At 71.5% G+C, this 23,673-nt stretch carries 22 protein-coding genes; 5 read left to right on the top strand and 17 right to left on the bottom strand.

Annotation, left to right across the window (positions count from 1 at the left end; genetic code table 11):
• Positions 1-12 precede the first annotated feature (12 nt).
• Both FXF51_RS12360 and FXF51_RS12355 read right to left on the bottom strand, forming a co-directional pair.
• Entirely contained in the window at positions 13-909 is an 897-nt protein-coding gene (locus tag FXF51_RS12360) for a hypothetical protein (protein WP_148434418.1), read from the bottom strand.
• A 56-nt stretch (positions 910-965) separates the two neighbouring features.
• Positions 966-1,637: an SRPBCC family protein gene (locus tag FXF51_RS12355; protein WP_148434417.1), complete on the bottom strand. Its 672-nt coding sequence runs from the start codon at positions 1,635-1,637 to the stop codon at positions 966-968.
• 72 nt (positions 1,638-1,709) lie between these two features.
• On the opposite strand from FXF51_RS12355, the gene FXF51_RS12350 reads away from it, so the two are divergent.
• The 3 genes from FXF51_RS12350 (at position 1,710) to cydB (ending at position 4,991) form a co-directional block, all read left to right on the top strand.
• Complete coding sequence (locus tag FXF51_RS12350; protein WP_148434416.1) at positions 1,710-2,549, top strand: polysaccharide deacetylase family protein; 840 nt, start codon at positions 1,710-1,712, stop codon at positions 2,547-2,549.
• A 200-nt stretch (positions 2,550-2,749) separates the two neighbouring features.
• Positions 2,750-4,096 (top strand): cytochrome ubiquinol oxidase subunit I, encoded by a 1,347-nt coding sequence (locus tag FXF51_RS12345; protein WP_148434415.1) that lies wholly within the window; start codon positions 2,750-2,752, stop codon positions 4,094-4,096.
• A 13-nt stretch (positions 4,097-4,109) separates the two neighbouring features.
• Positions 4,110-4,991: a cytochrome d ubiquinol oxidase subunit II gene (cydB, locus tag FXF51_RS12340; RefSeq protein ID WP_148434414.1), complete on the top strand. Its 882-nt coding sequence runs from the start codon at positions 4,110-4,112 to the stop codon at positions 4,989-4,991.
• A 4-nt stretch (positions 4,992-4,995) separates the two neighbouring features.
• Here cydB and FXF51_RS12335 read toward each other — a convergent pair whose 3' ends face one another.
• The 5 genes from FXF51_RS12335 to FXF51_RS12315 are packed head-to-tail and all read right to left on the bottom strand — an operon-like array spanning position 4,996 to position 9,558.
• Positions 4,996-5,727, bottom strand: coding sequence for an ABC transporter ATP-binding protein (locus FXF51_RS12335; protein ID WP_222871252.1), 732 nt, complete (start codon positions 5,725-5,727; stop codon positions 4,996-4,998).
• On the bottom strand, positions 5,720-6,448 hold the full coding sequence (locus FXF51_RS12330) for an ABC transporter ATP-binding protein (protein WP_148434413.1): 729 nt from the start codon (positions 6,446-6,448) through the stop codon (positions 5,720-5,722). Before FXF51_RS12330 ends, FXF51_RS12335 begins: the two co-directional genes overlap by 8 nt.
• Positions 6,445-7,470, bottom strand: coding sequence for a branched-chain amino acid ABC transporter permease (locus FXF51_RS12325; protein ID WP_222871251.1), 1,026 nt, complete (start codon positions 7,468-7,470; stop codon positions 6,445-6,447). The genes FXF51_RS12330 and FXF51_RS12325 overlap by 4 nt, the downstream gene beginning before the upstream one ends.
• A complete protein-coding gene (locus tag FXF51_RS12320) occupies positions 7,454-8,332 on the bottom strand; it encodes a branched-chain amino acid ABC transporter permease (RefSeq protein ID WP_222871250.1) in 879 nt (292 codons plus the stop codon). Before FXF51_RS12320 ends, FXF51_RS12325 begins: the two co-directional genes overlap by 17 nt.
• Entirely contained in the window at positions 8,329-9,558 is a 1,230-nt protein-coding gene (locus FXF51_RS12315) for an amino acid ABC transporter substrate-binding protein (protein WP_148434412.1), read from the bottom strand. The genes FXF51_RS12320 and FXF51_RS12315 overlap by 4 nt, the downstream gene beginning before the upstream one ends.
• A 102-nt stretch (positions 9,559-9,660) precedes the next feature.
• Here FXF51_RS12315 and FXF51_RS12310 point away from each other — a divergent pair, with 102 nt between their 5' ends.
• Positions 9,661-10,701, top strand: coding sequence for a LacI family DNA-binding transcriptional regulator (locus FXF51_RS12310; RefSeq protein WP_148434411.1), 1,041 nt, complete (start codon positions 9,661-9,663; stop codon positions 10,699-10,701).
• A gap of 77 nt (positions 10,702-10,778) precedes the next feature.
• The gene (locus FXF51_RS62560; RefSeq protein WP_148434410.1) at positions 10,779-13,079 is read left to right on the top strand and encodes a PQQ-dependent sugar dehydrogenase; all 2,301 of its coding nucleotides are present in this window, start codon (positions 10,779-10,781) and stop codon (positions 13,077-13,079) included.
• Between the two features lie 73 nt (positions 13,080-13,152).
• Here the strand turns inward: FXF51_RS62560 and FXF51_RS12300 are convergent, their stop codons facing one another.
• The 10 genes from FXF51_RS12300 to FXF51_RS12255 all read right to left on the bottom strand — a co-directional run bounded on the left by FXF51_RS12300 (position 13,153) and on the right by FXF51_RS12255 (position 23,564).
• Positions 13,153-13,569: a hypothetical protein gene (locus FXF51_RS12300; RefSeq protein ID WP_148434409.1), complete on the bottom strand. Its 417-nt coding sequence runs from the start codon at positions 13,567-13,569 to the stop codon at positions 13,153-13,155.
• A 40-nt stretch (positions 13,570-13,609) separates the two neighbouring features.
• A complete protein-coding gene (locus FXF51_RS12295; protein WP_148434408.1) occupies positions 13,610-14,038 on the bottom strand; it encodes a hypothetical protein in 429 nt (142 codons plus the stop codon).
• 32 nt (positions 14,039-14,070) lie between these two features.
• The gene (locus FXF51_RS12290; RefSeq protein ID WP_148434407.1) at positions 14,071-15,114 is read right to left on the bottom strand and encodes a leucine-rich repeat domain-containing protein; all 1,044 of its coding nucleotides are present in this window, start codon (positions 15,112-15,114) and stop codon (positions 14,071-14,073) included.
• A gap of 8 nt (positions 15,115-15,122) precedes the next feature.
• Positions 15,123-17,474 (bottom strand): aerobic carbon-monoxide dehydrogenase large subunit, encoded by a 2,352-nt coding sequence (gene cutA / locus FXF51_RS12285; RefSeq protein WP_148434406.1) that lies wholly within the window; start codon positions 17,472-17,474, stop codon positions 15,123-15,125.
• Entirely contained in the window at positions 17,471-17,950 is a 480-nt protein-coding gene (locus FXF51_RS12280; protein WP_148434405.1) for a (2Fe-2S)-binding protein, read from the bottom strand. The genes cutA and FXF51_RS12280 overlap by 4 nt, the downstream gene beginning before the upstream one ends.
• Positions 17,940-18,767 carry an FAD binding domain-containing protein gene (locus FXF51_RS12275; protein WP_148434404.1) on the bottom strand — a complete coding sequence of 276 codons (828 nt, stop codon included), beginning with the start codon at positions 18,765-18,767 and terminating at the stop codon, positions 17,940-17,942. Before FXF51_RS12275 ends, FXF51_RS12280 begins: the two co-directional genes overlap by 11 nt.
• Positions 18,764-20,176: a uracil-xanthine permease family protein gene (locus tag FXF51_RS12270; RefSeq protein ID WP_148434403.1), complete on the bottom strand. Its 1,413-nt coding sequence runs from the start codon at positions 20,174-20,176 to the stop codon at positions 18,764-18,766. Before FXF51_RS12270 ends, FXF51_RS12275 begins: the two co-directional genes overlap by 4 nt.
• A gap of 150 nt (positions 20,177-20,326) precedes the next feature.
• On the bottom strand, positions 20,327-21,634 hold the full coding sequence (locus FXF51_RS12265) for a uracil-xanthine permease family protein (protein ID WP_148434402.1): 1,308 nt from the start codon (positions 21,632-21,634) through the stop codon (positions 20,327-20,329).
• 95 nt (positions 21,635-21,729) lie between these two features.
• The gene (locus tag FXF51_RS12260; RefSeq protein ID WP_262379462.1) at positions 21,730-21,942 is read right to left on the bottom strand and encodes an RNA-binding S4 domain-containing protein; all 213 of its coding nucleotides are present in this window, start codon (positions 21,940-21,942) and stop codon (positions 21,730-21,732) included.
• Between the two features lie 11 nt (positions 21,943-21,953).
• Complete coding sequence (locus tag FXF51_RS12255) at positions 21,954-23,564, bottom strand: PucR family transcriptional regulator (RefSeq protein WP_148434401.1); 1,611 nt, start codon at positions 23,562-23,564, stop codon at positions 21,954-21,956.
• Positions 23,565-23,673 lie beyond the last annotated feature (109 nt).

Here is a 23,673-nt window from a genome sequence, read left to right as displayed (position 1 = left end):
GGATTCCGGATCTCAGCCGCCGGCCAGCTCCTCCAGCCGGTACGGCAGGTACGCCGACTCGTCCACCAGCGCGGAAGCACCCCGCCACCAGCCGAACCACTCGCCGCTGCGCCACATCCAGTCGACCCGCTCGATCGCGGCCACCACGTCGCCCACCGTCGCCCACCGCTCGCCGAGCTGCTCGGGCGAGGCGCCGTGACGCGTCGCCCACGAGCGCAGGATCTCGACGGCCTCGGCGGGCACCTCGCGGGCGTACGGGTCGGGGCTCTCCCCCGGCAGCCGGTGCGGCCCGAGCCCGGCCGCGACCCCCCAGCTCCACTGCGCCTCGGCGGGCCGGGAGTAGCGCAGCGACTGGAAGTCGAGGTTGGAGCCGAGCTCCTCGTCGGCCCGGCGGGCGACGACCGCGTCGAGCCGCCCGCCCGCGTCGAAGTGCACGACGAGGCGCTGGCCCGGCTTGACGCCCGGCGGCAGGCCGAAGCGGTCCTCCGCCTGCCAGGAGTTGAGGTCCACCTGCGCGACGGGCGCGCCCCACATCTGGTCGGCGGCGTCGTCGGAGACCCAGGCGGCCAGCATCTCCAGTGCGGTCAGGTCTGTCCACGGCTCGATGGCGACGGCCGTGCGCACCACCTCGTCGGGCGCGGGCAGCTTGCCGCCCCTGGGCGTGGACCACCAGCTCTCGCCCAGCTCGCGGGTGCCGACCAGCAGCGCGGCGATGGCGGCCAGCTCGGCCGAGCGCCTGGTGAGCTGGGCGCCGAGGGCCAGCTCCAGCGTGCGGTCCGTACGCTCGTCACCGAGCACGGGGCGCACGTCGCCGATCAGTATCTCGGCTGTCGGACGCTCCTCGCCCAGGAGGTTGCGTACGACTCGCCTGGCCTCGGTTCGTGCGTCTTCAGCGTGTGCCTGCCGCATATTGCCACGCTACGCCGGGAGATCCTTTTCCGCGAGGGTCCAGGAGGCCATCAACCTCATGCGCCGCGGCGGCGTGAGCCGCGTCCCAGCAGCCAGCCCAGGGTGGCTCCGGCGAGCGCGACGCCCGCGCCCATGCCGAAGGACGCCAGCATCACCCATGGGCGGGTCTCGGTGTGCTGCTTGGGGGGCCGCTCGTACACGCCGCCCCGCGCGGCGGGCACCTCGGTGGGCACCTCGGTGGGCACCTCGGCGGGCGCTGTGGCGAGTTCGGTGGCGAAGTCGGGGGCGGCGGGCGCCGTCAGGTGCTGCTCCACCGCCGAGAAGAACTCGCCGGCCGTCCGCTTGGCCACCGACCCGAGCATGCGCTGCCCCACCCCGCCGATCATCCCGCCGACCACGGCCTCGGCCTCGTAGTCCACCCGCGTCCCGCCGTCGTGCTCGCTCAGCCGCACGAGGACGGTGGCGTCCACGGTCCCCGGCGCGCCCTGCCCGCGTGCCTTGAGCGTGAAGCTCTCGGGCTCCAGCGGGTCGGACAGCGCCACCTCTCCCTGATAGACGCCCTTGATTGAGCCCACCCCCGCGTTGATCGTCATGCGGTACGCGTCCGGCCCCGTCTCCTCCAGCCGCTCGCACCCCGGCAGGGTGCGCACCAGCACCTCCGGGTCCCTGAGCGCCGCCCACACCCGCTGCCTGTCCACGCCGATCTCGGCGCTGCCCGCCAGTTTCATGCCGCCACTTTAGGCAGCGCAGGGCGCGCGGATAAGGGCAACACCTCATGAAGGCTGGCAAGATGGTGCCCCATGTTCAGGGGACACCGGGTGATCGGCGTGGCGTGCGTTCTGTCGCTGGCCGCGTGCGCCCCGGCGGGGACCGCTTCGTCGAGCCCCGCACCCAGGGCGTCCACGACTCCCGCACCGGCGAAGAGCCCCGTGGAGACGGGGCCGCCAGGTGTCAAGCCGCGCAAGGGCGAGGTGCGCCCGATCCCCCGCACCGGCGGCCTCCCGCCGGTGATCAGCTCGATCCCGACCAGGCGCAAGGTCGTCTTCCTGACCATCGACGACGGCTGGGAGCAGGACCCCGGCTTCGTCAGGCAGGTACGCGACCAGCGCATCCCGATCACCGCCTTCGCCATGCGCGACGCCGTCGAGGCGAAGGGCACCCCGGACGAGTCGGGCGGCGAGGCCCGCTACGTGGGCGCCGGTAAATGGGGATATTTCCGGCAGCTTCGCGACGCCGGCGTACCGGTCGAGAATCACACTCTCACCCACCCGAACCTGCGCCTGCTCGCCTACCCCGCCCAGCGCGGCGAGCTCTGCGGCGCGTCGAAGCTGATCGCCAAGGAGGTCGGCACGCGGCCCACCCTGTTCAGGCCGCCGTTCGGGAACTACAACACCGACACCCTCAGGGCCGCCAAGAGCTGCGGCATGTCGGCCGTGCTGCTGTGGACCGCCACCGTCCAGCCGGGCGGCAAGATCGCCTACCAGGTGCCCGACAAGAAGCTGCGCCCGGGCGACATCCTGCTCCTGCACTTCCGGCCCAACCTGGCCAGGGACTTCCGCGTCCTGGTGAACAAGATCAAGCGCCGCGGCTACGAGCTGGGCGACCTCCAGGCGTACCTGGAGGCGGCACTCCCGCGCTGACTCCGTGCTGACTCCGCCGGGCGGTGTACGCGACGATCAGCCGGGCGGGTGACGCGGCGGCGGGCCTCCGCGCGCGATCCTCGACAGGGCAACCAGCACAGACGATGTGACCAAGCTCGCATCGCGATGCTCTACAGCTTGTAGTACTACTTTGGGTAGATGTACTACAGCGTGTAGAGCTCAGGGAGACGACGGGGAAGATGGACGCACTTGATCTTGCGCGGTGGCAGTTCGGGGTGACCACCGTGTACCACTTTCTGTTCGTACCGTTGACCATCGGCCTGGGCATCTTCGTCGCCGGCCTGCAGACGGCCTGGCACCGCACGGGCAACGAGCAGTACCTGAAGCTCACGAAGTTCTTCGGCAAGCTGTTTCTGATCAACTTCGCCATGGGCGTGGTCACCGGCATCGTGCAGGAGTTCCAGTTCGGGATGAACTGGAGCGAGTACTCCACGTTCGTCGGCGACGTCTTCGGGGCGCCGCTGGCCATGGAGGCGCTGCTGGCCTTCTTCATGGAGTCCACGTTCCTGGGCCTGTGGATCTTCGGCTGGGACCGGCTGCCGAAAAGGGCGCACCTGGCGACCATCTGGGCGGCGGCCATCGGGTCCAACCTGTCGGCCTACTTCATCCTCGCGGCCAACGCCTGGATGAAGCACCCCGTCGGCTACGAGGTCGTGGACGGCAAGGCCAGGATGACCGACCTGTGGGCGGTGCTGACCAACTCCACCGCGCTGGCCCAGGTCCCGCACGTGATCGCCGGCTCGTTCGTGGTGGCGGGCGGCTTCGTCCTGGCGGTGTGCGGCTACTGGCTGCTCCGCACGCGCGCGGACATGTGGCGCCGCGCCGCCCGCGCCGCGCTGCTCATGACGGCCGTCGCGGGGGCGGTCGTCGCGGGCACCGGCGACCACTCCGCCAAGCTCATGTACGAGCAGCAGCCCATGAAGCTGGCCGCCGCCGAGGGCCTGGAGCGGACCACGGAGGGGGCCGGGTTCAGCGTCGTCCCCGGCATCGAGATCCCGAAACTGCTCAGCTTCCTGTCCACCTACGACTTCGAGGCCCCCGTCCAGGGCACCGAGGATCTGCAGCAGCGCTTCGAGCAGCAGTTCGGCCCCGGCGACTACCGCCCCGACGGCGCCGTCGTCTTCTGGTCGTTCCGCGTCATGATCGTCTTCGGCCTGGCCACGGTCGGCCTGTCGGTGCTCGGCCTGTGGCTCACCCGCCGCAGACGGCCGTTCCCCGCCTGGCTGTCGCGCGCCATGCTGCTCGCGCTGCCGCTCCCGCTCATCGCGGTGATCGCCGGCTGGCTGCTCAGCGAGATCGGCCGCCAGCCCTGGACGGTCGCGGGCGAGCTGCTGACCGCCTCCAGCGTGTCGCCGAACGTGTCGCTGGCCGCGGTCGCCACCTCCCTGACGATCTTCACGCTCCTGTACGGCGCGCTCGCCGTGGCCGAGGTCGTCCTGCTGGCCAGGCACGTCCGCAAGGGCGCCGAGGAGCAGGCGCCGGTCCAGGCGGCCGAGGCGCCGCGCGAGCCGTCCCTGATGTACTGAGGAGTCACCCCCAATGATCGAGTTGTGGTTCGCCATCATCGCCTTCCTCTGGACCGGCTACTTCGTCCTGGAGGGCTTCGACTTCGGCGTCGGCATCCTGGCGCCCCTCGTCAGCAGGAACGCCGCCCAGCAGCGCGCCGCCCTGCAGACCATCGGCCCCGTCTGGGACGGCAACGAGGTGTGGCTGATCACCGCGGTCGGCGCCATGTTCGCCGCCTTCCCCGCCTGGTACGCGGGCGTCTTCAGCTCCTTCTACCTGCCCGTGACGCTGATCCTCGTCGGCCTCATCGTGCGCGGCGTCGGCCTGGAGTGGCGCGGCAAGGTCGACAACCCGCTCTGGTGCGACCTCGGCATCGTGGTGGGCAGCGCACTGCCCGCCTTCCTGTGGGGCTCGGTCTTCGCCGACCTGCTCTTCAACAGCCCACTCGCGGCCCTCGTGGGCGGCGCGTTCACGCTGGCGGTGTGCGTCCTGCACGGCGCGGTGTTCCTCGCGCTCAAGACCACCGGCCCGGTACGCCGCCGCGCCCGCGTCGCCGCCATGATCGCCGGTGGCGTCACCATCCCCGTCGCCGTCGCCGCCCTGTCGAGCCTCGGCACCATCCCGGCCCTCGCCGCCATGGCCGCCCTCGCCGCGGCCACCGCCCTCATCTGGCGGCGCAGGGAGGGCTGGGCGTTCGCGGCCACGGCGGGCTCGATCGTGCTGGCGACGCTGTCGGTGTTCATGGAGCTGCGGGTGCGGCCGTTGCCGGGGCTGACGCTGGCTGAGGCGGCTTCGGCCTCGTACACGTTGAGCATGTTGACGTGGATCGGGTTGATCGCGTTGCCGTTCGTGCTGGTCTACCAGGGGTGGACGTACTGGGTGTTCAGGAAGCGGGTGCTGGTCGCCGGCTCGTGAACCGCTACGGGGCGGGCGCGCCGCCCAGGTACAGCCGTCCCAGCCGCGGATCGGCGGCCAGCTCCCGTGCCACCCCCGAGATGTGCACCCGCCCCAGATCCAGCACACACCCCACATCGGCCATCTCCAGCGCCCGGCGCGCGTTCTGCTCCACCAGCAGCACCGCCACCCCGGCCTTCCGCATGAGATCGATCTGTTCGAAGACGACCTGGGTGTTGCGCGGGTCGAGCCCCATCGACGGCTCGTCCAGCAACACCACCCGGGGCTCCAGCATCAGCGCCCGCGCGAACTCCACCTGCTTCTGCTGCCCGCCCGACAGCAGCCCCGCCATGCTCCCCCACCGCTCCCCCACGACGGGGAACAGCTCCTTGACCGCGGCGATGCGCGCGTTGAGGCGGGACTGGTCGCGGACGGTGAAGCCGCCGAGCCGGACGTTCTCGGCCACGGTCATCTCGCGGAAGACGCTGTGCCCCTGCAGCACGTGGGCCAGCCCCAGGGCGAGCAGGCGTTGAGGTGAAAGGCCCGTCACGTCCTGGCCGGACAGGAGGACCCGGCCGGAGCGGGGGGCGAGCAGGCCGCTGGCGACCTTGAGGGCGGTGGACTTGCCGGCGCCGTTGGGACCGACGAGGCAGACGACCTCACCGGCGTGGACTGTGACGGACAGGCCGCGCAGCACCGGCGCCGCCCGCCCGTACCCCGCGACGACGTCTTCCAGGGTCAGCACCGTCTCAGACACCGAGGTACGCCTCCAGCACGCGCGGATCTTCCCTGATCAGGGCCGGCGGGCCCGCCGCGATGGGCGCGCCGCGGTCGAAGACGACGACGTGGTCGCACATGCCCATCACCATGTCCATGTTGTGCTCGACGACGAGGAAGGTGCGGCCCTCCGCGTTGAGGTCGCGGACGAGGTGGACGATGCGGTCGATCAGCGCCGGGTTGACGCCGCCTGCCGGCTCGTCGAGCAGCACCAGGTCCGGCTCGGCCATGAGCACGGCGGCCAGTTCGAGCAGCTTCTGCTGCCCGTACGACAGGTCGCGGGCCTCGGCGTCCTCCAGGTGCTCGATGCCCATGCGGCGCAGCCAGTGGCGGGCCCGCTCGACCTCCGCCGTGTCGCGCAGCCCCGCCAGCAGCTCCCGCAGCCGGGTGCGGCGGACGGCGACCAGCATGTTCTCCAGCACGCTGAGGCGGGGGAAGATCCGGCAGAGCTGGAAGGTGCGGCCGATGCCGGCGTGGGCGACGCGGTGCGGCGAGTGCCGGGTGATGTCGCGATCGCGGTAGAGGACCCGGCCGGAGTCCGGTTTGATCATGCCGGTGACGATGTTGAAGAACGTGGTCTTGCCCGAGCCGTTCGGCCCGATCAGGCCGTTGATCTTGCCGTCGCGCAGTTCGACGTCCGCCCCGTTGACGGCCAGCACGCCGCCGAACGACTTCGTCAGCCCCTCCGTCCGCAGGCTCACTGCGCCACCCCCTGGAGTCGCTGGTCGGCTGTCTCGCCGGGGATGGAGGGCCCTGTCCGTCTTCTGGTGAGGCGGGCCAGGATGCCGTCCGGCATGAACAGCACGACCAGCACCAGCACCAGCCCCGTCGCGGTCAGGTGGATCTGCGTCTCGCCCAGCGCGATCAGGAAGTACTCCCCCGCCGGTGCCACGATGAGCGCGCCGAGCAGCGGCCCGTACAGGTGCCTGACGCCGCCGAGCAGGCTCATGAGCACCATGTAGGAGGCGATCAGGATGGAGAAGACGAAGATCGGGTCGAGGCTGCCGAACCAGAGCGCGTAGAGCCCCCCGGCCAGCGCCACGAACAGGGCGGACAGGGCGAAGGCCGCCACCTTGTACGCCCCGGTGGGCACGCCCAGCGACTCGGCCTTGTCCTCGTCCTCCCTGATGGCCCGCAGGCCGGCGCCGAAGCGCGAGCGAGAGACGTACCACCAGGACAGCAGCGCGACCGCGAGCAGCGCCAGGAACAGGTAGAAGAACACCATGTGGGTCTGACCGCGGTGCAGGCCGGGGAACGGCGAGGGCACCTGAAGGCCGGTTGAGCCGCCGGTCAGCGAGCGCCAGCCCTGCACGATCAGGTTCATCATGGACACCAGCGCGATGGACACGATCACGAACGAGGCGCCGCGCACGCGGACCGCGGCGATGCCGACGCCGACGGCGAACACCGTGACGAGCAGCGCCGAGACCGCCAGGGCCAGGGCCCAGGGCACGTGCAGGCGGACGACGAGCAGCCCGGTGCCGTACGCGCCGAGGCCGAAGAACGCGGAGTGGCCGAGCGAGACGTAGCCGGTGAAGCCGCCCAGCAGGTTCCAGGAGGTGGCCATGGCGGCGTACATGACGGTCAGCGCGCCCGCGTACACCAGGTAGTAGTTGGGCGCCAGCCACGGGTAGGCGATCGCCAGCGCGGCCAGCAGCAGCGGCAGGCCCCTGGAAACGGTGCCGGCCAGCAGCGGCGGCAGGCCCCTAGAAGCGGTGCGCAAGCCGGCCTCCGAAGAACCCCTGGGGGCGCGCGAGCAGGGTCAGGAAGAGGAAGACGTAGAACATCATGGTGGCCCAGGTGGCGTCCACGGTGACCAGCACGACGCCCTCGACCACGCCGAGCAGCACGGCTGCCAGCGCCGCGCCGATCACGCTGCCCAGCCCGCCGACCACGATGATCGCCATCAGCTTGCCGATCCACACCCAGTGCGAGGCGGGGAAGAACGGCGTGATGACCGCCAGCACGGTGCCGCCCACGGCGGCGGTGGCCAGGCCGACGCCGAAGCCGTACCCGGCGACGCGCTCGGTCCTGACGCCGACCAGCCTGGCCGCCTCGCGGTGCTGGATGGTGGCCCGCAGCGCCTGCCCGAACCGGCTCTTGACCAGCACCGCGAACAGCACGGCGAGGGTGAGCGCGGCCACGGAGAAAGCGATGATCTTGTCGTACGGGAGGTGCACGCCGCCGATCGTCAGCGACCGGGTCGCGTAGTCCATGCTGACCGACTTGTAGGAGCCCGTGTAGAACGTGCCGAGCAGCCCCTCGATGACCAGCGCGATCCCGAACGTGAGCAGCACCGACATCATCGCCAGGCTGTCCGGGGCGAGCCTGGCGATGAGCAGCCGCTGCACCGCCACGCCCAGCCAGAAGAAGAGCGGCACGGTCAGCGGCAGCGCGAGGAACGGGTCCACGCCGAGCGCGGTGTGCACGGTGTAGGTGAGGTAGGCGGCCAGGAACAGGAACGCCGGGTGCGCCACCATGACCACCCGCATCACGCCGAAGTACAGCGACAGGCCCGAGGCGAGCAGGGCGTACAGCCCGCCGGTCAGCACGCCCAGGGCCAGCCCCTGCAGCAGCAGGCTCACCAGTCCTGCTTCGGGTAGACGAGGTCGGCGGTCTTGGCCTGCTCGGGGAGGACGATCTCGATCTTGCCCTTGACGTACTGCTGGATCATGTGCGCCTGCTCGGGGCGTCCCTTGTCGTCGAAGGAGAGCGGGCCCACGACGGTGTCGAAGGTGCCCTGCCTGATGTGCTGGGTCAGCTTGTCCTGGCACTCCTTGGTGGGATCGACGCACTTGACGGCGTTCACGGCGGCCTCGACGATCTGGCCGACGGTGTAGCCGTTGGCCGCGTCCTCGTTGGCGTCGCCGCCGAACATCTCCTTGTAGCGCTTGATCATCTCCTGGTTGCCGGTGAACGTCGCGGTGGCGGACCAGCCGACCGGCGAGAGGATGTGCTCGGCCGCGCCCTTCACCGCGGTGGGGAACTCGGCCAGCGTCGGCCCCGTGGAGAAGGCCGCCAGCCTGGGCTGCACCTTCAGCTCCTGCAGCGCCCGCACCAGCCCGACCGAGTCCTCGAACTGGGTGCCGCCCACCACCAGGTCCGGCTTCGCGGCGGCGATCTTGGCGGCGATGGGGGCGAAGTCGGTGGTCTCCGGCGGGTACACCTCGTCCACGACGGTCTTGACGCCGGCCGCGGCCAGCTTGTCGCGCAGCCCGTACGCGGTGCCCTGGGCGAACGGATCGTCCAGGCTCGCGTACGCCGCCGTCTTGGGCCGCTGGTCGGCCGGCAGCTTGACGAGGTAGTCGGCCAGGTAGTCGTAGTGATCGCCGGCGATGGCGGGCGCGGCGTAGAACAGGCGCGTGAAGCCCTGCTCGAACACCTCGGCCGCGGCTCCCGCGGGCTCCACGAAGAGCATGCCGTACGACTCGGCGACCTTCGCCGCGGGGATCACCAGGCGCGAGGAGAACGGCCCGAAGACCAGGTTGACCTTGTCCTGAGTGATGAGGGATTCATAGTCGGAGCTGACCCGGTTGGGGTCGGAGGCGTCGTCACGGAAGATCAGCTCGACCTTCCTGCCGAGCAGGCCGCCCTTGGCGTTCACCTGGTCGGCCCACACCTGGTACCCCTCCTGGATGCCCTTGCCGGGCTCGGAGAAGTCGCCGGTGAGCGGGAGCGAGATGCCGATCTTGACCGGCCCCTGCTGCTGTCCCGGCGACTGTGCGGCGCCGGGTTCGTCGGTCTTCGCGCACCCGGTGAGCCCTAATGCGCAGATGGAGATGATCGTCAGGCCCTTGCGAACTCTTGCCATCGAGGAGACCCCCGTCAGAAGAGGCTGAGCGAAAGCGCTTTCGGAAGCGCTTTCGGTTACGATTACACGGGATTCCGCCCTGGACAAGGGGGTCCGCACCACATGGCGAAGCGACCTTCTCACCCCGGCCCGCCCCGTCTGGTCGATGTGGCCGAGGCCGCCGGAGTCTCCCTGGCGACGGCCTCGCGGGCGATGAACGGCAGCACGGGGGTGAGCGCCGAGGTCGCGGCGCACGTCCAGGCGATCGCCTCGCAGGTCGGGTACGTGCCCAACAGCCACGCGCGGGCGCTGGCCGGCGGGCAGGCGTCCATGGTCGGGCTGATCGTGCACGACGTGGGCGACCCGTACTTCGGCGAGATCGCCAGGGGCGTGCTGCGCGAGACCGACAGCCGCGGCTACCTGGCGCTGATCAGCCAGACCGAGCGCGACCCGCGGGCGGAGCTGGCCCGCATCCGCGCCCTGCGCGCCCACCGGGTCACCTCGATCGTGCTGGCCGGGTCCGGTTACGTCGAGGCGAGCACGGAGACCGACATCGCGGCCGAGATGCGCTCGTTCACGGCGGCGGGCGGCCGGGTCGCGGTGATCGGCCGCCACCACCTGCCGGTGGACGCGGTGCTGCCCGACAACGCCGCCGGCGGCGTCACGCTCATGCGTCACCTGCTCGGCCTCGGGCACCGCCGGATGGGGGTGCTCGGCGGGCCCGCCAACCTGACCACGGTCGAGGACCGGCTGGCCGGGCTGCGTACGGCGGCCGGCGAGGCCGGGCTCGACTGGGCGGCCGTGCCCGTCGTCCACGGCGACTTCACCAGGGAGGGCGGCGCGGCGGCCACCGCGCGGCTGATGCGGGCGCGCCCCGACCTGACGGCGGTGGTCGCGCTGAACGACCCGATGGCGGTGGGGGCGCTGTCGTGGCTGCTCAACCACGGGCGGCGGGTGCCGGAGGAGATCTCGGTCGCCGGGTTCGACGACGTGCCGGTGGCCCAGGACGTGTATCCGGCGCTGACCACGGTGCGGCTGCCGATGGTGGGGATGGGCAAGCAGGCGCTCGAACTGGTGCTCAGGCCGCCGGCGTCGCGGCCGAGGCGGCGGCGTACCCGGCACGAGCTGGTGGTGCGCGCCTCCACCGCCCCACCACCCCCTTGACACCCCTGAGGGCCGGGTTACGATCCGGGAGTCCCGAAAGCGCTTTCGCCCTCCGGGGCGCCCGCGAGAGGACCTCGATGCCGACCTTTCGCACCGTCGCCGCCGTCCTCCTGACCGCCGCCCTCTGCACCCCGGTCTCTCCCGCACTCGCGCTCCTGGAGCCGGTGCCCGTCGCGGACCCCATCCCTGAGAAGCCGATCCCGTCGCCGCTCACCCTCACCCTGGAGGAGTTCGCCGCCTTCCCGAAGAGCGAGCCGATCCCGCCGCCGAGCAACGACCCGCGCCTGGTGCGCCAGGCCAGGATCAACTACCTGGGCGAGGTCCCCGACGGCTCCCGCCGCCTGTACGTCAACGACCTCAACGGCAGGCTCTACCTGCTCGGCAGGGACCGGCAGCCGAAGGAGTACCTGGACGTGGCCGCCGCGTTCGCGCCCGACTTCGTCTCCGGACGCGGCCTGGGCAGCGGGTTCGGCTTCGCCGCCTTCCACCCGGGCTTCGGCGGCAACGGCCTCTTCTACACCGTCCACACCGAGTGGGGCGCCGCGCTCACCACGAAGACCCCCGACCTGCCGCCCCAGCCCGGCACCAGGTTCCACGGCGTGATCACCGAGTGGACGGCCACCGACCCGCGCGCGAGCGTGTTCTCCGGCACCCGCAGGGAGGTGCTCAGGCTCGGCTTCTCCGGCCAGATCCACGGCATCCAGCAGATCTCGTTCAACCCCTCCGCCCGCCCTGGCGACGCCGACCACGGCCTGCTCTACATCGCGGCGGGCGACGGCGGCCGGGGCGCCTCCAGCGACGACCCGCAGAACCTGGCCATCCCCCAGGGCAAGATCCTCAGGATCGACCCGACCGCCACGAACGGCCGCAAGTACGGCATCCCGCCCGCGAACCCGTTCGCCGGCCAGGAAGGCAAACTCGGCGAGATCTACGCGTACGGCATGCGCGACCCCCACCGCTTCAGCTGGGACGGCGACCGCCTGCTGCTCGGCCACATCGGCGAGCACGCCATCGAGGCCGTCTACGACGTCGGCCCCGGTGACAACCTCGGCTGGAGCGAGCGCGAAGGCTCCTTCGTGTTCAACCGGGCCGACCGCTGCAACCTGTACACGCTGCCGGACGACGACGCCCGCTTCGGCTACACCTACCCGGTGGCCGCCTACGACCACGACCCGCCGCCCGGCCACCCCTGCACCGCCGACAGCGGCCACGCCATCGTCGGCGGCTTCGTCTACCGGGGCGACCGGCTGCCGCTGCTGTCCGGCACGTACGTGTTCGGCGACATCGTGGACGGCCAGATCTTCACCGCCACCGCCGGCCACCTGCGTGAGGGCCTCGGCCGCGCCGCCATCCACCGCCCCCGCCTGGTGGACGCGGCCGGCGACGCCGTGACCATGGCCGGCCTGGCCGGCGACGCCCGCGTGGACCTGCGCTTCGGCATGGACAGGGCGGGCGAGCTGTACGTGCTGTCCAAGGCGAACGGCAAGATCTGGAAGGTCACCAGGGCCGCCTACGCCCCGGCGGGGGTGCTGCCGTCGCTGCGCCGCGACCTGGTCGCCGCCTACGACTTCGAGCACCCGCTGCCCGGCGACCCGTCCCGCGAGCAGGACCAGGGCCTGTCCGGCACGGATCTCGCGCTGGTCAACGGCGGCGCCGCGATGCGCGTCGAGGACGCCGCGTACCGGGGCGGCGGCCACGCGCTCCAGACCCGCCAGGTCGAGCCCGCGACGGCGGGCAACGACGACTGGAAGGCCGGCGTGTACGCCGAGCAGGGCGTGCCCACGCTGCGCTCGCTCAACGCGGTGGCCGGAACCACCGTCATGGGCTGGTTCAAGCTGATGACCGACGGCCCGGCGCTCAACTCCGGCACCCCGGACCCGGCCGACCGCTACAACGCGATCGGCCTGGCGGGCGTCCTCAGCGGCAACTCCCAGGGGCACGACGTGCGGGCGCTGCTGGAGCTGATCACGGTGAACGGCGAGCTGCGGGTGGTGGCGCTGGCCAGGAGGGTGGACGGGTCCGCCTCCCAGACGTTCGCCGCCGACCTGCCGTGGCAGCGCGTCCTGCCCCGTGACCAGTGGGTGTTCCTCGCCGCCACCTTCGACTTCGACACGGGCGCGATGCGCCTGTACCGCGACGGGCGGCCGTTGACGGGCTCCTACACGGTCGCCGGTGACCCCTGGGGGCTGGAGGGCGCTCCTGAGCCCGACCTCACCTCACCGACCGACCCGCGCGGGATCAAGATCGGGGGCAGCCTCCCGCAGAACACCAGGGAGCAGAACCCCTGCGACTGCCGCATGGACGGCCTGCTGTTCCTGGACCGGGTCGCCACCCCTGGCGAGATCAGGGCCCAGTACGAGCTCCTGCGCCACCGCTGACCACCGCCGTGCCCGGGCCCCGCCCCGGGCACCCCGGCCCCTGAAGGGACCTCGCCGGAGTACGGCGGGAGTGTCAGCCGACGACCTGCATCTTCTTCGTGCGATGGTCGGTGAGGTGCAGGTCCCCGCCGAGCCGCTCCTTGAGCAGATCGAGCACCTTCCTGCTGGACAGCACGGTCCACAGCGGTCCCACCAGGTGCGGGTTGTACTCGGGAGCGGCGTCCATCCAGGCGTCCTTGCCGGCCTGGCTCTGGAACGTCGTGACGAAGAACTCGCCGTCCGGGGTCTTGCAGTAGCCCGTACGGAGTTCGGCGGCGTTCACCTGCATGCGTGGCGAGCAGCCCACCTTCGCGGAGAGCTGCTCGACCGTGAGGGGGGCGGCGCCGGCCTGCCCGGCTGCCGCGAGGTAGCCGCCGCCGCTCCCTGAGGAGCAGCCGGCGACCAGCCCGGCGAGCAGCGCGAGAGCGGCCAGACGTGGAATCGTCGTCATGTGCGGAGGTACGCAGTCCCCGCGCCGGGAGTTCAGACACCTACGAGTTCGGTTGGGGTGTCATCGAGACCCGGTGATCGGTCAGGTGCAGGTCGCCGTTGAGCGGCCCGCGCAGCGCCTCCAGCACCTTCAGCGGCCCCAGCACGGTCCACTTGGGCCCGACGAGGTGCGGGTTGTACTCGGGTGCCCGGTCCATCCACTCGTTCTTGAGCTGCTCGGTCTTGAAGGTGTTGACGAAGAACTCGCCGTCCTGCGTCTTGCAGTACGCCGTCCGCACCTCGTCGGCGTCGACCTGCATCTTCGGCTTGCAGCCGACCTTCTTGGAGATCTGCTCGACCGTCATGGGGGAGGCGGTGGGGGGCTGGGAGTTGCCTGCTGCGACGTAGTCGCTCCAGCCGCCTCCTGAGGAGCAGCCGGCGACCAGTCCGGCCAGCAGCGCAATTGTGGCCAGACGTGGAAATGTCGTCATGTGCGAGGGTACGCAGGGCCACGGGGCGCGGTTCACCTCAGGACGACGCACCCCCGCTCCTCCAGGCGGCGCAGCACCTCGGGCTCGCCGTCGAGCTTGTTCCACCGCAGGTCGAGCTTGTCGAGGTCGGGCAGGTCGGCGGGCAGCTCCCGCAGCCGGTTGTTACGCAGGTCGAGCTGTTTGAGCCCGGCGGGCAACCTCGCGGGCAGCGCGCGCAGCAGGTTGTTGCGCAGGTCGAGCTGCCGCAGCCCGTCGGGCAGCGTCTCCGGCAGCTCGCGCAGCCGGTTGCCCTGGAGGTGCAGCTCGCGGAGCCGCGACAGGCGCCCGAGCGAATCGGGCAGCCGCTCCAGCCGGTTGTTGTACAGCCGCAGCTCGACCAGCGAGGCCATGGAGCCGATCGTGTCGGGCAGCGTCTCCAGCCGGTTGTCGGTCACGTTCAGGTAGGCCAGCCGGTCCAGCCGCCCGATCGACTCCGGCACCTCGGTGAACGCGTTGTCGCTCAGGTAGAGGTAGTCCGTGAGCGGCAGGTCGCCCAGCTCGGACGGGATCGTGGTGAGCCGGTTGTGCCCGAGGTCGAGCATGCGCAGCCGGGTCAGCCCGCCGATGGCGGCGGGGATCGCGGTGAGCGCGTTCTCGGCCAGGTTGAGGGATTCGAGGGCGGTCAGCTTCCACAACGACTCCGGTACGCCGCTGAGTCCGTTCCCTCCGGCGGCCAGGTGGCGCAGGGCCGGGGGCAGCGGGTCGGGCAGGGCTCCGACGCGGTTGCCGTACAGGAAGAGGGTCTCCAGCCCGGCGGGGAGGGCGGGCAGGCGGGTCAGCTCGTTGCCGTCGAGGTGCAGCGCGCGGAGCCTGGTGAGGCCGGACAGGGCGGGCAGCTCGCGCAGGCGGTTGCCGTCGAGGCGCAGCTCCTCCAGCGCGGCCAGCCCGGCGACCCGCCCGGGCACCTCGGTGATCGCGTTCCAGGCCAGGTCGACGATCCGGGCGTCGGCGGGCACGTCGGGAAAGCCGGTCAGGCCACGGTCGGGGGCGAGCAGGCCGCGATCGGACGCGACAGGGCCACAGTCGGGGGCGCGCATGCCGCCGATCATCCCATGCGCAGCTCGAACAGCTCCGACGGCGAGATCGGCATGCGGTCGATCCCGATCCCCTCCGCGTCCTCCACCGCTGACGCGATGACCGCGGAGACCGGGATCACCCCCGCCTCCCCCGCCCCCTTGATCCCCAGCGGGTTGAGCGGCGACGGCGTCTCCAGGTGCCCGGTCTCGATGTGCGGGATCTCGGTGGCGTACGGCATCAGGAAGTCCATGAAGGAGGCGTTCACGAGCTGCCCGTGCTGGTCGTAGACCATCCGCTCGTACAGGGCCCCGCCGATGCCCTGCGCCACCCCGCCGTGGATCTGCCCCTCCACGATCATGGGGTTGATCAGCCGCCCGCAGTCGTGCACGACGGCGTACCGCAGGACCCTGATCTCGGCGGTGTCGGGGTCGGTCTCGACGATGGCGGCGTGCATCCCGGCCGCGAACGTGGACCTGATCGGCGAGTAGTAGTCGCGCCCCTCCAGCCCGGGCTCCTCCCCCTCGGCGACCGGCGGCCGGTCCGGGGAAGCAGCCGCCGCGAACTGGGTGGCCTTGGCGGTCTCCTCGTCGAAGGCGTAACGCAGCGGGTTGGCCAGCACGGCGACCGTGGACAGCGGGATGGAGGCGGACGGCGCGCCGGCCACGTGCACGATGCCCTCGGCGATGTCGAGGTCGTCCGGGTCGGCCTCCAGCGCGTCGGCGGCGATGCGCAGCGCCTTCTCGCGCACCTTCCTGCACGCCAGCGCGATGGCGTTGCCGCTGACGACGGCCGCCCTGGAGGCGAAGGTGCCGACGGCGTAGCCGAACCTGCGGGTGTCGCCGGTGACGACGCTGACCCGTTCGATGGGCACGCCCAGCTCGGTCGCGGCGATCTGGGCGAACGCCGTCTCGTGCCCCTGCCCCTGCGAGGTGAGGCCGGTGGAGACGTGCACCCGCCCGTCGGAGGTGATCTGGACGTGCCCGCCCTCGTACGGCCCCACGCCGGTGCCCTCGACGTAGCACCCGATCCCGATCCCGAGTCCCGGCCTGCGCTCGAAGGTGTCCCAGCCGATCAACTCCTTGATCATCCGCAGCATCTCCGGGTAGTTCCCGCTGTCGTAGATCAGTGGCCGCCCGTCCTGGAAGGTCATGCCCTGGTCGTACGGGAACTCCTCGGGCCGGATGAAGTTGGCCTCCCGCACCCGCGTCCGGTCCTTGCCCAGGTAGCGGGCGATCTTGTCCATGGTGCGCTCCATGCAGAACACGCCCTGCGGCCTCCCGGCGCCGCGGTAGGGCGTGACCTGCACGGTGTTGGTGTAGACGGCGGTGAACTCGACCCGGTACGAGCCCGGCTTGTACGGCCCCAGCAACTGCGTGGAGGTGACGATCGGCACGATGATCCCGTACGGGGTGTAGGCGCCGTGGTCGTGCAGGATCGTCACGTCCAGCCCGAGCACCCGCCCGTCGTCGTCGAACCCGACCCGCACGTACTGCACCTGCCCCCGCTCGTGCGCCGAGGAGATGAAGTGCTCCCTGCGGTCCTCGGTCCACTTGATCTCCCGCCCGAGCGTCATGGCCGCCCACGGGACGAGCACCTCCTCCGGCCACGGGTGCACGATCTTCACGCCGAAGCCGCCGCCCACGTCGGGGGCGATCACCTCGACGTGCGGCAGCGGCAGGCCGAGCGCGGCGGCCACGGCCATGCGCACGCTGGTGGAGGTCTGGGTGCTGGAGTAGACGCGCAGGTCGCGGCCGTCCCAGCGGGCGTACACGCCGCGGCCCTCCAGCGGCATGCTGGCGCTGCGCTCGATGTCGAGCCGGAAGGCGAGCGTGTGCGGCGAGGTCTCGATGGCCTCCCTTGCGCCGCGCCCGTCGGCCGCCGCGACCTCCTGGACGAGGTGCGCGCCGACGTTGCCCGGCACGTCCTCGTGCACGAGCTGCGCCCCCTGGACGGCCTCCTCGATGCCGACGACGGGCTTGAGCGGCTCGTAGTCGACCTCGATGAGCGCGCAGGCGTCCTCGGCGGCGTACCGGTCGGCGGCCACCACCATCACGACCGGCTCGCCGACATGTCTGACCACGTCCCTGGCCAGCGGGTAGGCGGTGCGCCCGTGGGTGAGCGCGGGGTGCGGGATGAGCAGCGGCAGCGCCCGGCCGACCCGCTCGGGCAGGTCCTCCCAGGTGTAGACGGCGACCAGCCCGGGCACGTCGAGCGCGGCCGTCACGTCCACGTCGCGGACGCGGGCGTGCGCGTGCGGCGAGCGCACGAACGCCGCCGCCAGCGCCTCGCGGCCGAGGTCGTCGAGGTAGCGGCCCTGCCCGGTGAGCAGCCTGGGGTCCTCGCGCCGCTGGACGGACTCGCCGAACAACCTGGTCGTCATGCTTCCTCCGCCAGCAGCTCAGCGGCCCGGTGGACGGCCTTGACGATGTTCTGGTAGCCGGTGCAGCGGCACAGGTTGCCGGAGATGCCCTCGACCACCTCCTCGTCGGTGGGCGCCGGGTTCTCCTCCAGCAGCGCCGTCACCGTGCACAGGAAGCCGGGCGTGCAGAACCCGCACTGCAGGCCGTGGCACTCGGCGAACGCGCGCTGCACGGCCGACAGCCTGCCGTCGCGTTCCGCCAGCCCCTCCACGGTGGTGATCTCGGCGCCGTCCACGGTGACGGCGAACGTCAGGCACGACCGTACGGGCCGGCCGTCGAGCAGCACCGTGCAGCAGCCGCAGACGCCGTGCTCGCAGCCCACGTGCGTGCCGGTCAGGCCCAGGTCGTGGCGCAGGCAGTCGGACAGCAGCCGCCGCCCGGGTACGCGAGCCCGCCTGGCCGTGCCGTTCACGACGAGGGTGATCTCATGCTCCACGGGCCGCCGCCCCTTCCCGCGCCGCGTCGCGCAGCGCCCGCTCGGCCAGCACGCCCACCAGGTGCCTGCGGTAGGCGGCGGTGGCGTGGATGTCGCTCTCCGGCTCGGTCGCCTCGCGCACGAGAGCCGCCGCCGCGCCCCAGTCGCCGTTCCGATCCAGGTCGAGTACGACGGGCCGCGCGCCGACCCCGATGCAGGCGACCCTGGCGCTGTCAGGGGTGACCACGGCGCACACCCCGGCCAGCGCGTAGTCGCCGTGCCTGCGCGCTATCTCCTCGAACGCGACCCCCGCCCCTTCCCCCAATGCCGGGAAAAATGCCGACACGGCCAGCTCGCCGGGCCCGACCGCCGACTCCATGGGCCCGACGAAGAACTCGTCGGCCGGCACCTCCCGCACCGTGACCCGGCCGTCCCAGCGGGCCACCCGCACGCTCCCGCCCAGCACCGCCAGCACGGCGGGCAACTCGGCGGCGGGATCGGCGTGCACGAGGCTGCCCACCACGGTCCCCCGGTTGCGGATCACCGGGTGGGCGACCAGCTTGAGCGCCCGGGTGAGCAGCGGGTGCACCCCGGCCCGTTCCACGTCCGCGTGCCTGGCCAGCGCGCGCACCGTCACGCCGGCCGGGGTCGCCTCGACGCCGTCCAGCCCCGCCACCCGGTTGATGTCCACGACGTGCTCGGGCGCGGCCAGCCGCATGTTGAGCATCGGGATGAGGCTCTGCCCGCCGGCCAGCACCTTCCCGCCGGCCTCGGCCAGCGTGCGCAGCGCCGCGGGCAGGTCGCGGGGCGCGTGGTAGGTGAACGGCGGCGGCTTCACCCGGCCTCGCTCCTGACGGGCTCGGGCTCGCGCCGGGCGATGGCGCGCAGCAGGTGGTATCCGCCCAGCACCACGATCGTGCCGAGCGCGATCCCCTCCAGGGTGAAATCGCCGCCGATGGCGTGCTTCACAGGTCCGATGGCCAGGATCATGCCCGCCCCGATCGGAACCATGTTCACCGGATCGGCGAAGTTCACCCGGTTCTCGATCCAGATCTTGGCGCCGAGGAGGCCGATCATGCCGTACAGGATGACGGTCACGCCGCCGAGCACGCCGCCGGGCGTGGCCGCGACGAGCGCGCCGAACTTCGGGCAGAGCCCGAACAGGATCGCGATGACGCCGGCGATGTAGTAGGCGGCGGTCGAGTAGACCTTGGTGGCCGCCATGACGCCGATGTTCTCGGCGTAGGTCGTGGTGGGCGAGCCGCCGACCGCGCTGGTGGCCATGGTGGCGACGCCGTCCGCCACGACGGCGCGCCCCACGTACGGGTCCACGTCCGTCCCGGTCATCTCCCCGACGGCCTTGACGTGCCCGATGTTCTCCGCGATCAGCGCGATCACGGCGGGCAGCACCAGCAGCACCGCGGACGTCCTGAAGTCGGGCGCGTGGAAGCTCGGCAGCCCGAACCACGGCGCGTCCGCCACCGGCTGGAAGCTCACCCGGTCGTGCGGGAAGGCCGTGGCCACGCAGTACGTGCCCTCGGCCGGGCAGGGGTTGCCCGCCGCGTCCCGCAGGTTGGCGCCCGGCAGCACGGACGTGACGGGCCCGGCGAACTGGTCCAGCAGCCACGACAGCGCGAACCCGGCCACCAGCCCGACCAGCACCCCGATCCGCCCGACGAACCCCCTGAACGCCACGATCACCACGAACGTGATCAGCATCGTGACGAGCGCCACCCAGTGGTCCTGCGGCCAGTAGACGTCCGCCACCACGAACGCCAGCCCGAACCCGATCAGCATCACCACCGCGCCGGTCACCACGGGCGGGAACACCCGGTGGATGACCTGCACGCCGAGGAAGTGGATCGCCAGCCCGGCCAGCGCCAGCACGAACCCGGCGACCAGGATGGCGCCGGTCACTGTCGCGTCCGCGCCGGCGGTGTCGCCGCCCGCCGCCGCCCTGATGGCGAACACGCCGCCGACGAAGGACGCGCTGGTGCCCAGATAGCTGGGCACCTTTCCCTTCACGATGAGCAGGAACAGGATCGTCGCGACGCCCGACATCATCACGGCCACGTTCGGGTCCAGCCCCATGACCAGCGGGAAGACGAACGTCGCGCCGAACATCGCGATCACGTGCTGCGCCCCGAACCCCACCATCCGGGGCCAGCTCAGCCTCTCGTCGGGCCTGACCACCTCGTCGGGGGCCAGGTGCTTGCCGTCACCGTGCTTTGTCCAACCCCAAGCCATGCGAGCCCCTTTTGTGCCGGGCGCCTGGACGTGCCGTTTGCGGGCACATTAGGCCTGCTGGCACGCTCCTACACGGGCATGATCTGCCAAATCTGACCGGCCGACCAGAGAGAACCTCGCGCACACGGCGGGGCGGCGGATGTGAGCGGGCTACCGGCGCACGGCGCGCAGCAGGTGGTAGCCGGCGAGCAGCACGATCGTGCCGAGCGCGATGCCGCTCAGCGCGAACGTGTCGGTGATCGGGAACGCGACGGGGCCGATGGCGCAGATGATCCCGGCGCCGGTCGGCACCAGGTTGCCCGGCTCCGACAGGTTCACCTTGTTCTCGATCCAGATCTTGGCGCCGAGCAGGCCGATCATGCCGTACAGGATGGTCGTCACCCCGCCCAGGACGCCGCCGGGGGTGGCCGCGATGAGCGCGCCGAACTTCGGGCAGAGCCCGAAGAGGATCGCGATGACCGCCGCGATGTAGTAGGCGGCGGTCGAGTAGACCTTGGTGGCCGCCATGACGCCGATGTTCTCGGCGTACGTGGTCGTCGCGGAGCCGCCCACGGACGTGGCCACCACGGTGCCGATGCCGTCGGCCATGACCGCCCGGCCCATGTAGCCGTCCACGTCGGCGCCCGTCATCTCGCCCACGGCCTTGACGTGCCCGACGTTCTCCGCGATCAGCGCGATCACCACGGGCAGCACCAGCACGATGGCCGACGCCTCGAACACGGGGCCGTGCAGCGACGGCAGCCCGATCCAGTCGGCCTGCGCGACCGCGTCCAGGTTGACCCGGAAGTGCTCGGTCACCTTCCCGCTGTCGTCGGGCGCCGTGATCGGCCCGCCCACCAGGTCCCACACCCAGGACAGCAGGAACCCGAACACGAGCCCGAGCAGCACCCCGATCCGGCCGAGGAAGCCCCTGAACACCCCGATGAACACGAACGTGGCCGCCATCGTCAGCAGCGCCGCCCACGGGTCCTTCGGCCAGTAGACGTCCGCCGCCACGTACGCCATCCCGAACCCGATGAGCATCACCACCCCGCCGGTCACGATCGGCGGGAAGACCCGGTGGATCACCCCGACGCCCAGCTTGTGGATGGCGAACCCGCACACCGCCAGCACGACGCCGACGGCGAGCAGCGCCCCGGTGACGGTCGCGTCGCCGCCGCCGGCCGCCCTGATCGCCACCACGGCGCCCACGAACGACGCGCTCGACCCGACGTAGCTGGGGATCTTGCCCTTCACGATCAGCAGGAACAGGATCGTCGCGACCCCGGACATCATCACGGCGAGGTTCGCGTCCAGCCCCATGACCAGCGGGAAGACGAACGTCGCGCCGAACATCGCGATGACGTGCTGCGCCCCGATGCCCACCATCCTGGGCCAGCTCAGCCGCTCGTCCGGCTTGACCACCTCACCCGGCGTCAGGCGCTTACCATCGCCGTGCACCTTCCACCCCAGCGCCACGAACACACCTCGATCTCCCGCCTGAACTGCGGGTATGTCTCCTGTCTGATGCTGGAGAGCACAATAGAGGGTGCCCAGAGGTGCGCGTGCACCGGCTAGGCGACGTGGATCTCGAACCCGTCGCCGCTGACCACCTGCCCCGCCCTGATCTTGGCCCGCTTACGCAGCTCCACCTCGCCGTCCACCTGGACCATGCCCTCGTCGATGAGCTGCTTGGCCATCCCCCCTGTCTCGGTGATGCCGCAGTACTTCAGCAGGTCGCACAGCGGGATGTAGTCGTCGCGCAGCTCGAATTCCAGAGATTCCACAAGCCAGCAGCCTAGATGCCCCGCATCCGCAGCACGTGCAGGGCCAGCGTCAGGTTCAGCCGCAGGTGCGGGTCGTCGGTGAAGTTGCCGAGCAGCCGCTCCAGCTTGCCGATCCGGTAGCGCAGCGTGTTGTAGTGGAAGTGCAGCCGCCTGGCCGTCTCCGCCACGTTCAGGTTGGTCTCCAGCAGTGACTGCAGCGTGCGCCGCAGGTCGGCGTTCTCGGCGTCGTCGTCGGCGGCCAGCGGGCCGAGCGTCTCCCTGACGAACGCGTGCAGCTCCTCCGTGTCGTTGACCAGCGACAGCAGCCGGTAGACGCCGAGCTGGTCGAAGTGCGCCACCGCGCCAGGCCCGTGGAGCTGCCGCCCCACCCTGGCCGCCTTCAGCGCCTGCGAGTACGCCTCGGGCAGCGTCTCCGCGCCGGGGCTGGGCCGGGAGGTGCCGGTGGAGAACGTGGCGGGCGGCACGTCGGCGAAGGCCGCGGCGGCGTCCTTGGCCACGCGGGCGGCGTCGATGGCGGCGTCCACCACGGCCACCACCTCGTGCGAGAATCCGGCCACCGCGCCCTGCGGGTCGTGCCGCCTGATCGCCGCCGTCCAGCAGGAGACGAGGCGGTCCTGGGCGCTGCGCTCGTCGCCGTCCGGGTCGAGCTCGGCCACCAGCACGGTCACCGGCCGCGACAGGTCCCAGCCGAACGCCCGCGCGCGGGCCGTCACCCGCTCGGCCGTGCCCGCCCGGCCGGTGAGCACGTCGCGCAGGAAGTCGGCGCGGTACTTGCTCTCCACGGCGTTGACCGCCTCCTGCCGGGTGACCACGAGGGCGGCGACGGTGGCGGCGCGCTCCAGGATGCCCACGTCGCTGTCCCTGATCGCGGCGGCCGGGCTGTAGGCGACGATCCTGCCGTGGTGGTGGCCGCCGGCGAGCACGGGCACCGAGGCGAACGAGCGGGCGCGCGCCGCCGGTGTGCGGGCCTGCGAGGTCGGCGGGCCCTCGCGGCCGATCGACTCCCGCAGGACCGCCACGTGGTCGCCGGGCCCGGCCGTCGCCAGGACGCGGCCCGTGCCGTCCACGGCCGCCACCGCCACGTCGAGGAGCTGCGCCACCTCGGCGGTGACCTCGTCCAGGCCGCCGCCCGCCAGCACCACCTGCACCAGCGCCCGGTGCGCCTCCTCGGCGCGGGCCAGCACGGCGGCCTGCCGGTTGAGTATGTCGGTCAGCACCTGGTTGAGGATGTCGTCGAAGCCGACGTCGTTCGGCAGCAGGATGAGCGGGAAGCCGAGCCGGTCCGCCTGCTCCACCATCTCGCCCGGCAGCTCGTCCACGTAGCGGCCCAGCTTGATCGCCAGCGCCGCCAGCCCGCGCTCGTCGAGGTCGGCCACCAGCCGGCCGAGCGACTGCGGCGTGTTGCGCAGCGGATAGCCGGTGGTGAGCAGCAGCTCGTGCGGCTTGACCCAGGCCAGGATGTCGGGCACTTCCATGACGTTGAGCCGCTGCACGATGCGGCCGAGCCCGCTCTCCCCGGCGATCAGCCTGGCCTCCGCGAGCGTGGACACGCCGAGCACCTCTCCGACGGACACGCCGTGAATGATCGTGCCGGTGCTGGCGAGACGGACGGGGGGCTCCATGGGGAAATTGTGAACCCAGAAGCCGTCTGTCAGGAAGAGCCAACCAACCCGCTGACTGTTGGCAAATTTACCCGTACGGAGGGTTCGGCGGCCGTTCTACGGTCAGGTC

Source organism: Nonomuraea sp. PA05 (genome assembly GCF_008086045.1).
Taxonomy (GTDB): Bacteria; Actinomycetota; Actinomycetes; order Streptosporangiales; family Streptosporangiaceae; genus Nonomuraea; species Nonomuraea monospora.
This window is presented reverse-complemented; position numbering and strand designations above follow the sequence as displayed.

Coding starts and splice junctions, on each gene's coding strand:
- FXF51_RS12350 (WP_148434416.1), top strand. CDS start 1,710: ATGTTCAGGGGACACCGGGTGATCGGCGTGGCGTGCGTTCTGTCGCTG.
- FXF51_RS12345 (WP_148434415.1), top strand. CDS start 2,750: ATGGACGCACTTGATCTTGCGCGGTGGCAGTTCGGGGTGACCACCGTG.
- FXF51_RS62560 (WP_148434410.1), top strand. CDS start 10,779: ATGCCGACCTTTCGCACCGTCGCCGCCGTCCTCCTGACCGCCGCCCTC.
- FXF51_RS12270 (WP_148434403.1), bottom strand. CDS start 20,176: ATGGCTTGGGGTTGGACAAAGCACGGTGACGGCAAGCACCTGGCCCCC.
- FXF51_RS12315 (WP_148434412.1), bottom strand. CDS start 9,558: ATGGCAAGAGTTCGCAAGGGCCTGACGATCATCTCCATCTGCGCATTA.
- FXF51_RS12255 (WP_148434401.1), bottom strand. CDS start 23,564: ATGGAGCCCCCCGTCCGTCTCGCCAGCACCGGCACGATCATTCACGGC.
- FXF51_RS12355 (WP_148434417.1), bottom strand. CDS start 1,637: ATGAAACTGGCGGGCAGCGCCGAGATCGGCGTGGACAGGCAGCGGGTG.
- FXF51_RS12295 (WP_148434408.1), bottom strand. CDS start 14,038: ATGACGACATTTCCACGTCTGGCCACAATTGCGCTGCTGGCCGGACTG.
- cutA (WP_148434406.1), bottom strand. CDS start 17,474: ATGACGACCAGGTTGTTCGGCGAGTCCGTCCAGCGGCGCGAGGACCCC.
- FXF51_RS12360 (WP_148434418.1), bottom strand. CDS start 909: ATGCGGCAGGCACACGCTGAAGACGCACGAACCGAGGCCAGGCGAGTC.
- FXF51_RS12300 (WP_148434409.1), bottom strand. CDS start 13,569: ATGACGACGATTCCACGTCTGGCCGCTCTCGCGCTGCTCGCCGGGCTG.
- FXF51_RS12290 (WP_148434407.1), bottom strand. CDS start 15,114: ATGCGCGCCCCCGACTGTGGCCCTGTCGCGTCCGATCGCGGCCTGCTC.
- FXF51_RS12310 (WP_148434411.1), top strand. CDS start 9,661: ATGGCGAAGCGACCTTCTCACCCCGGCCCGCCCCGTCTGGTCGATGTG.
- cydB (WP_148434414.1), top strand. CDS start 4,110: ATGATCGAGTTGTGGTTCGCCATCATCGCCTTCCTCTGGACCGGCTAC.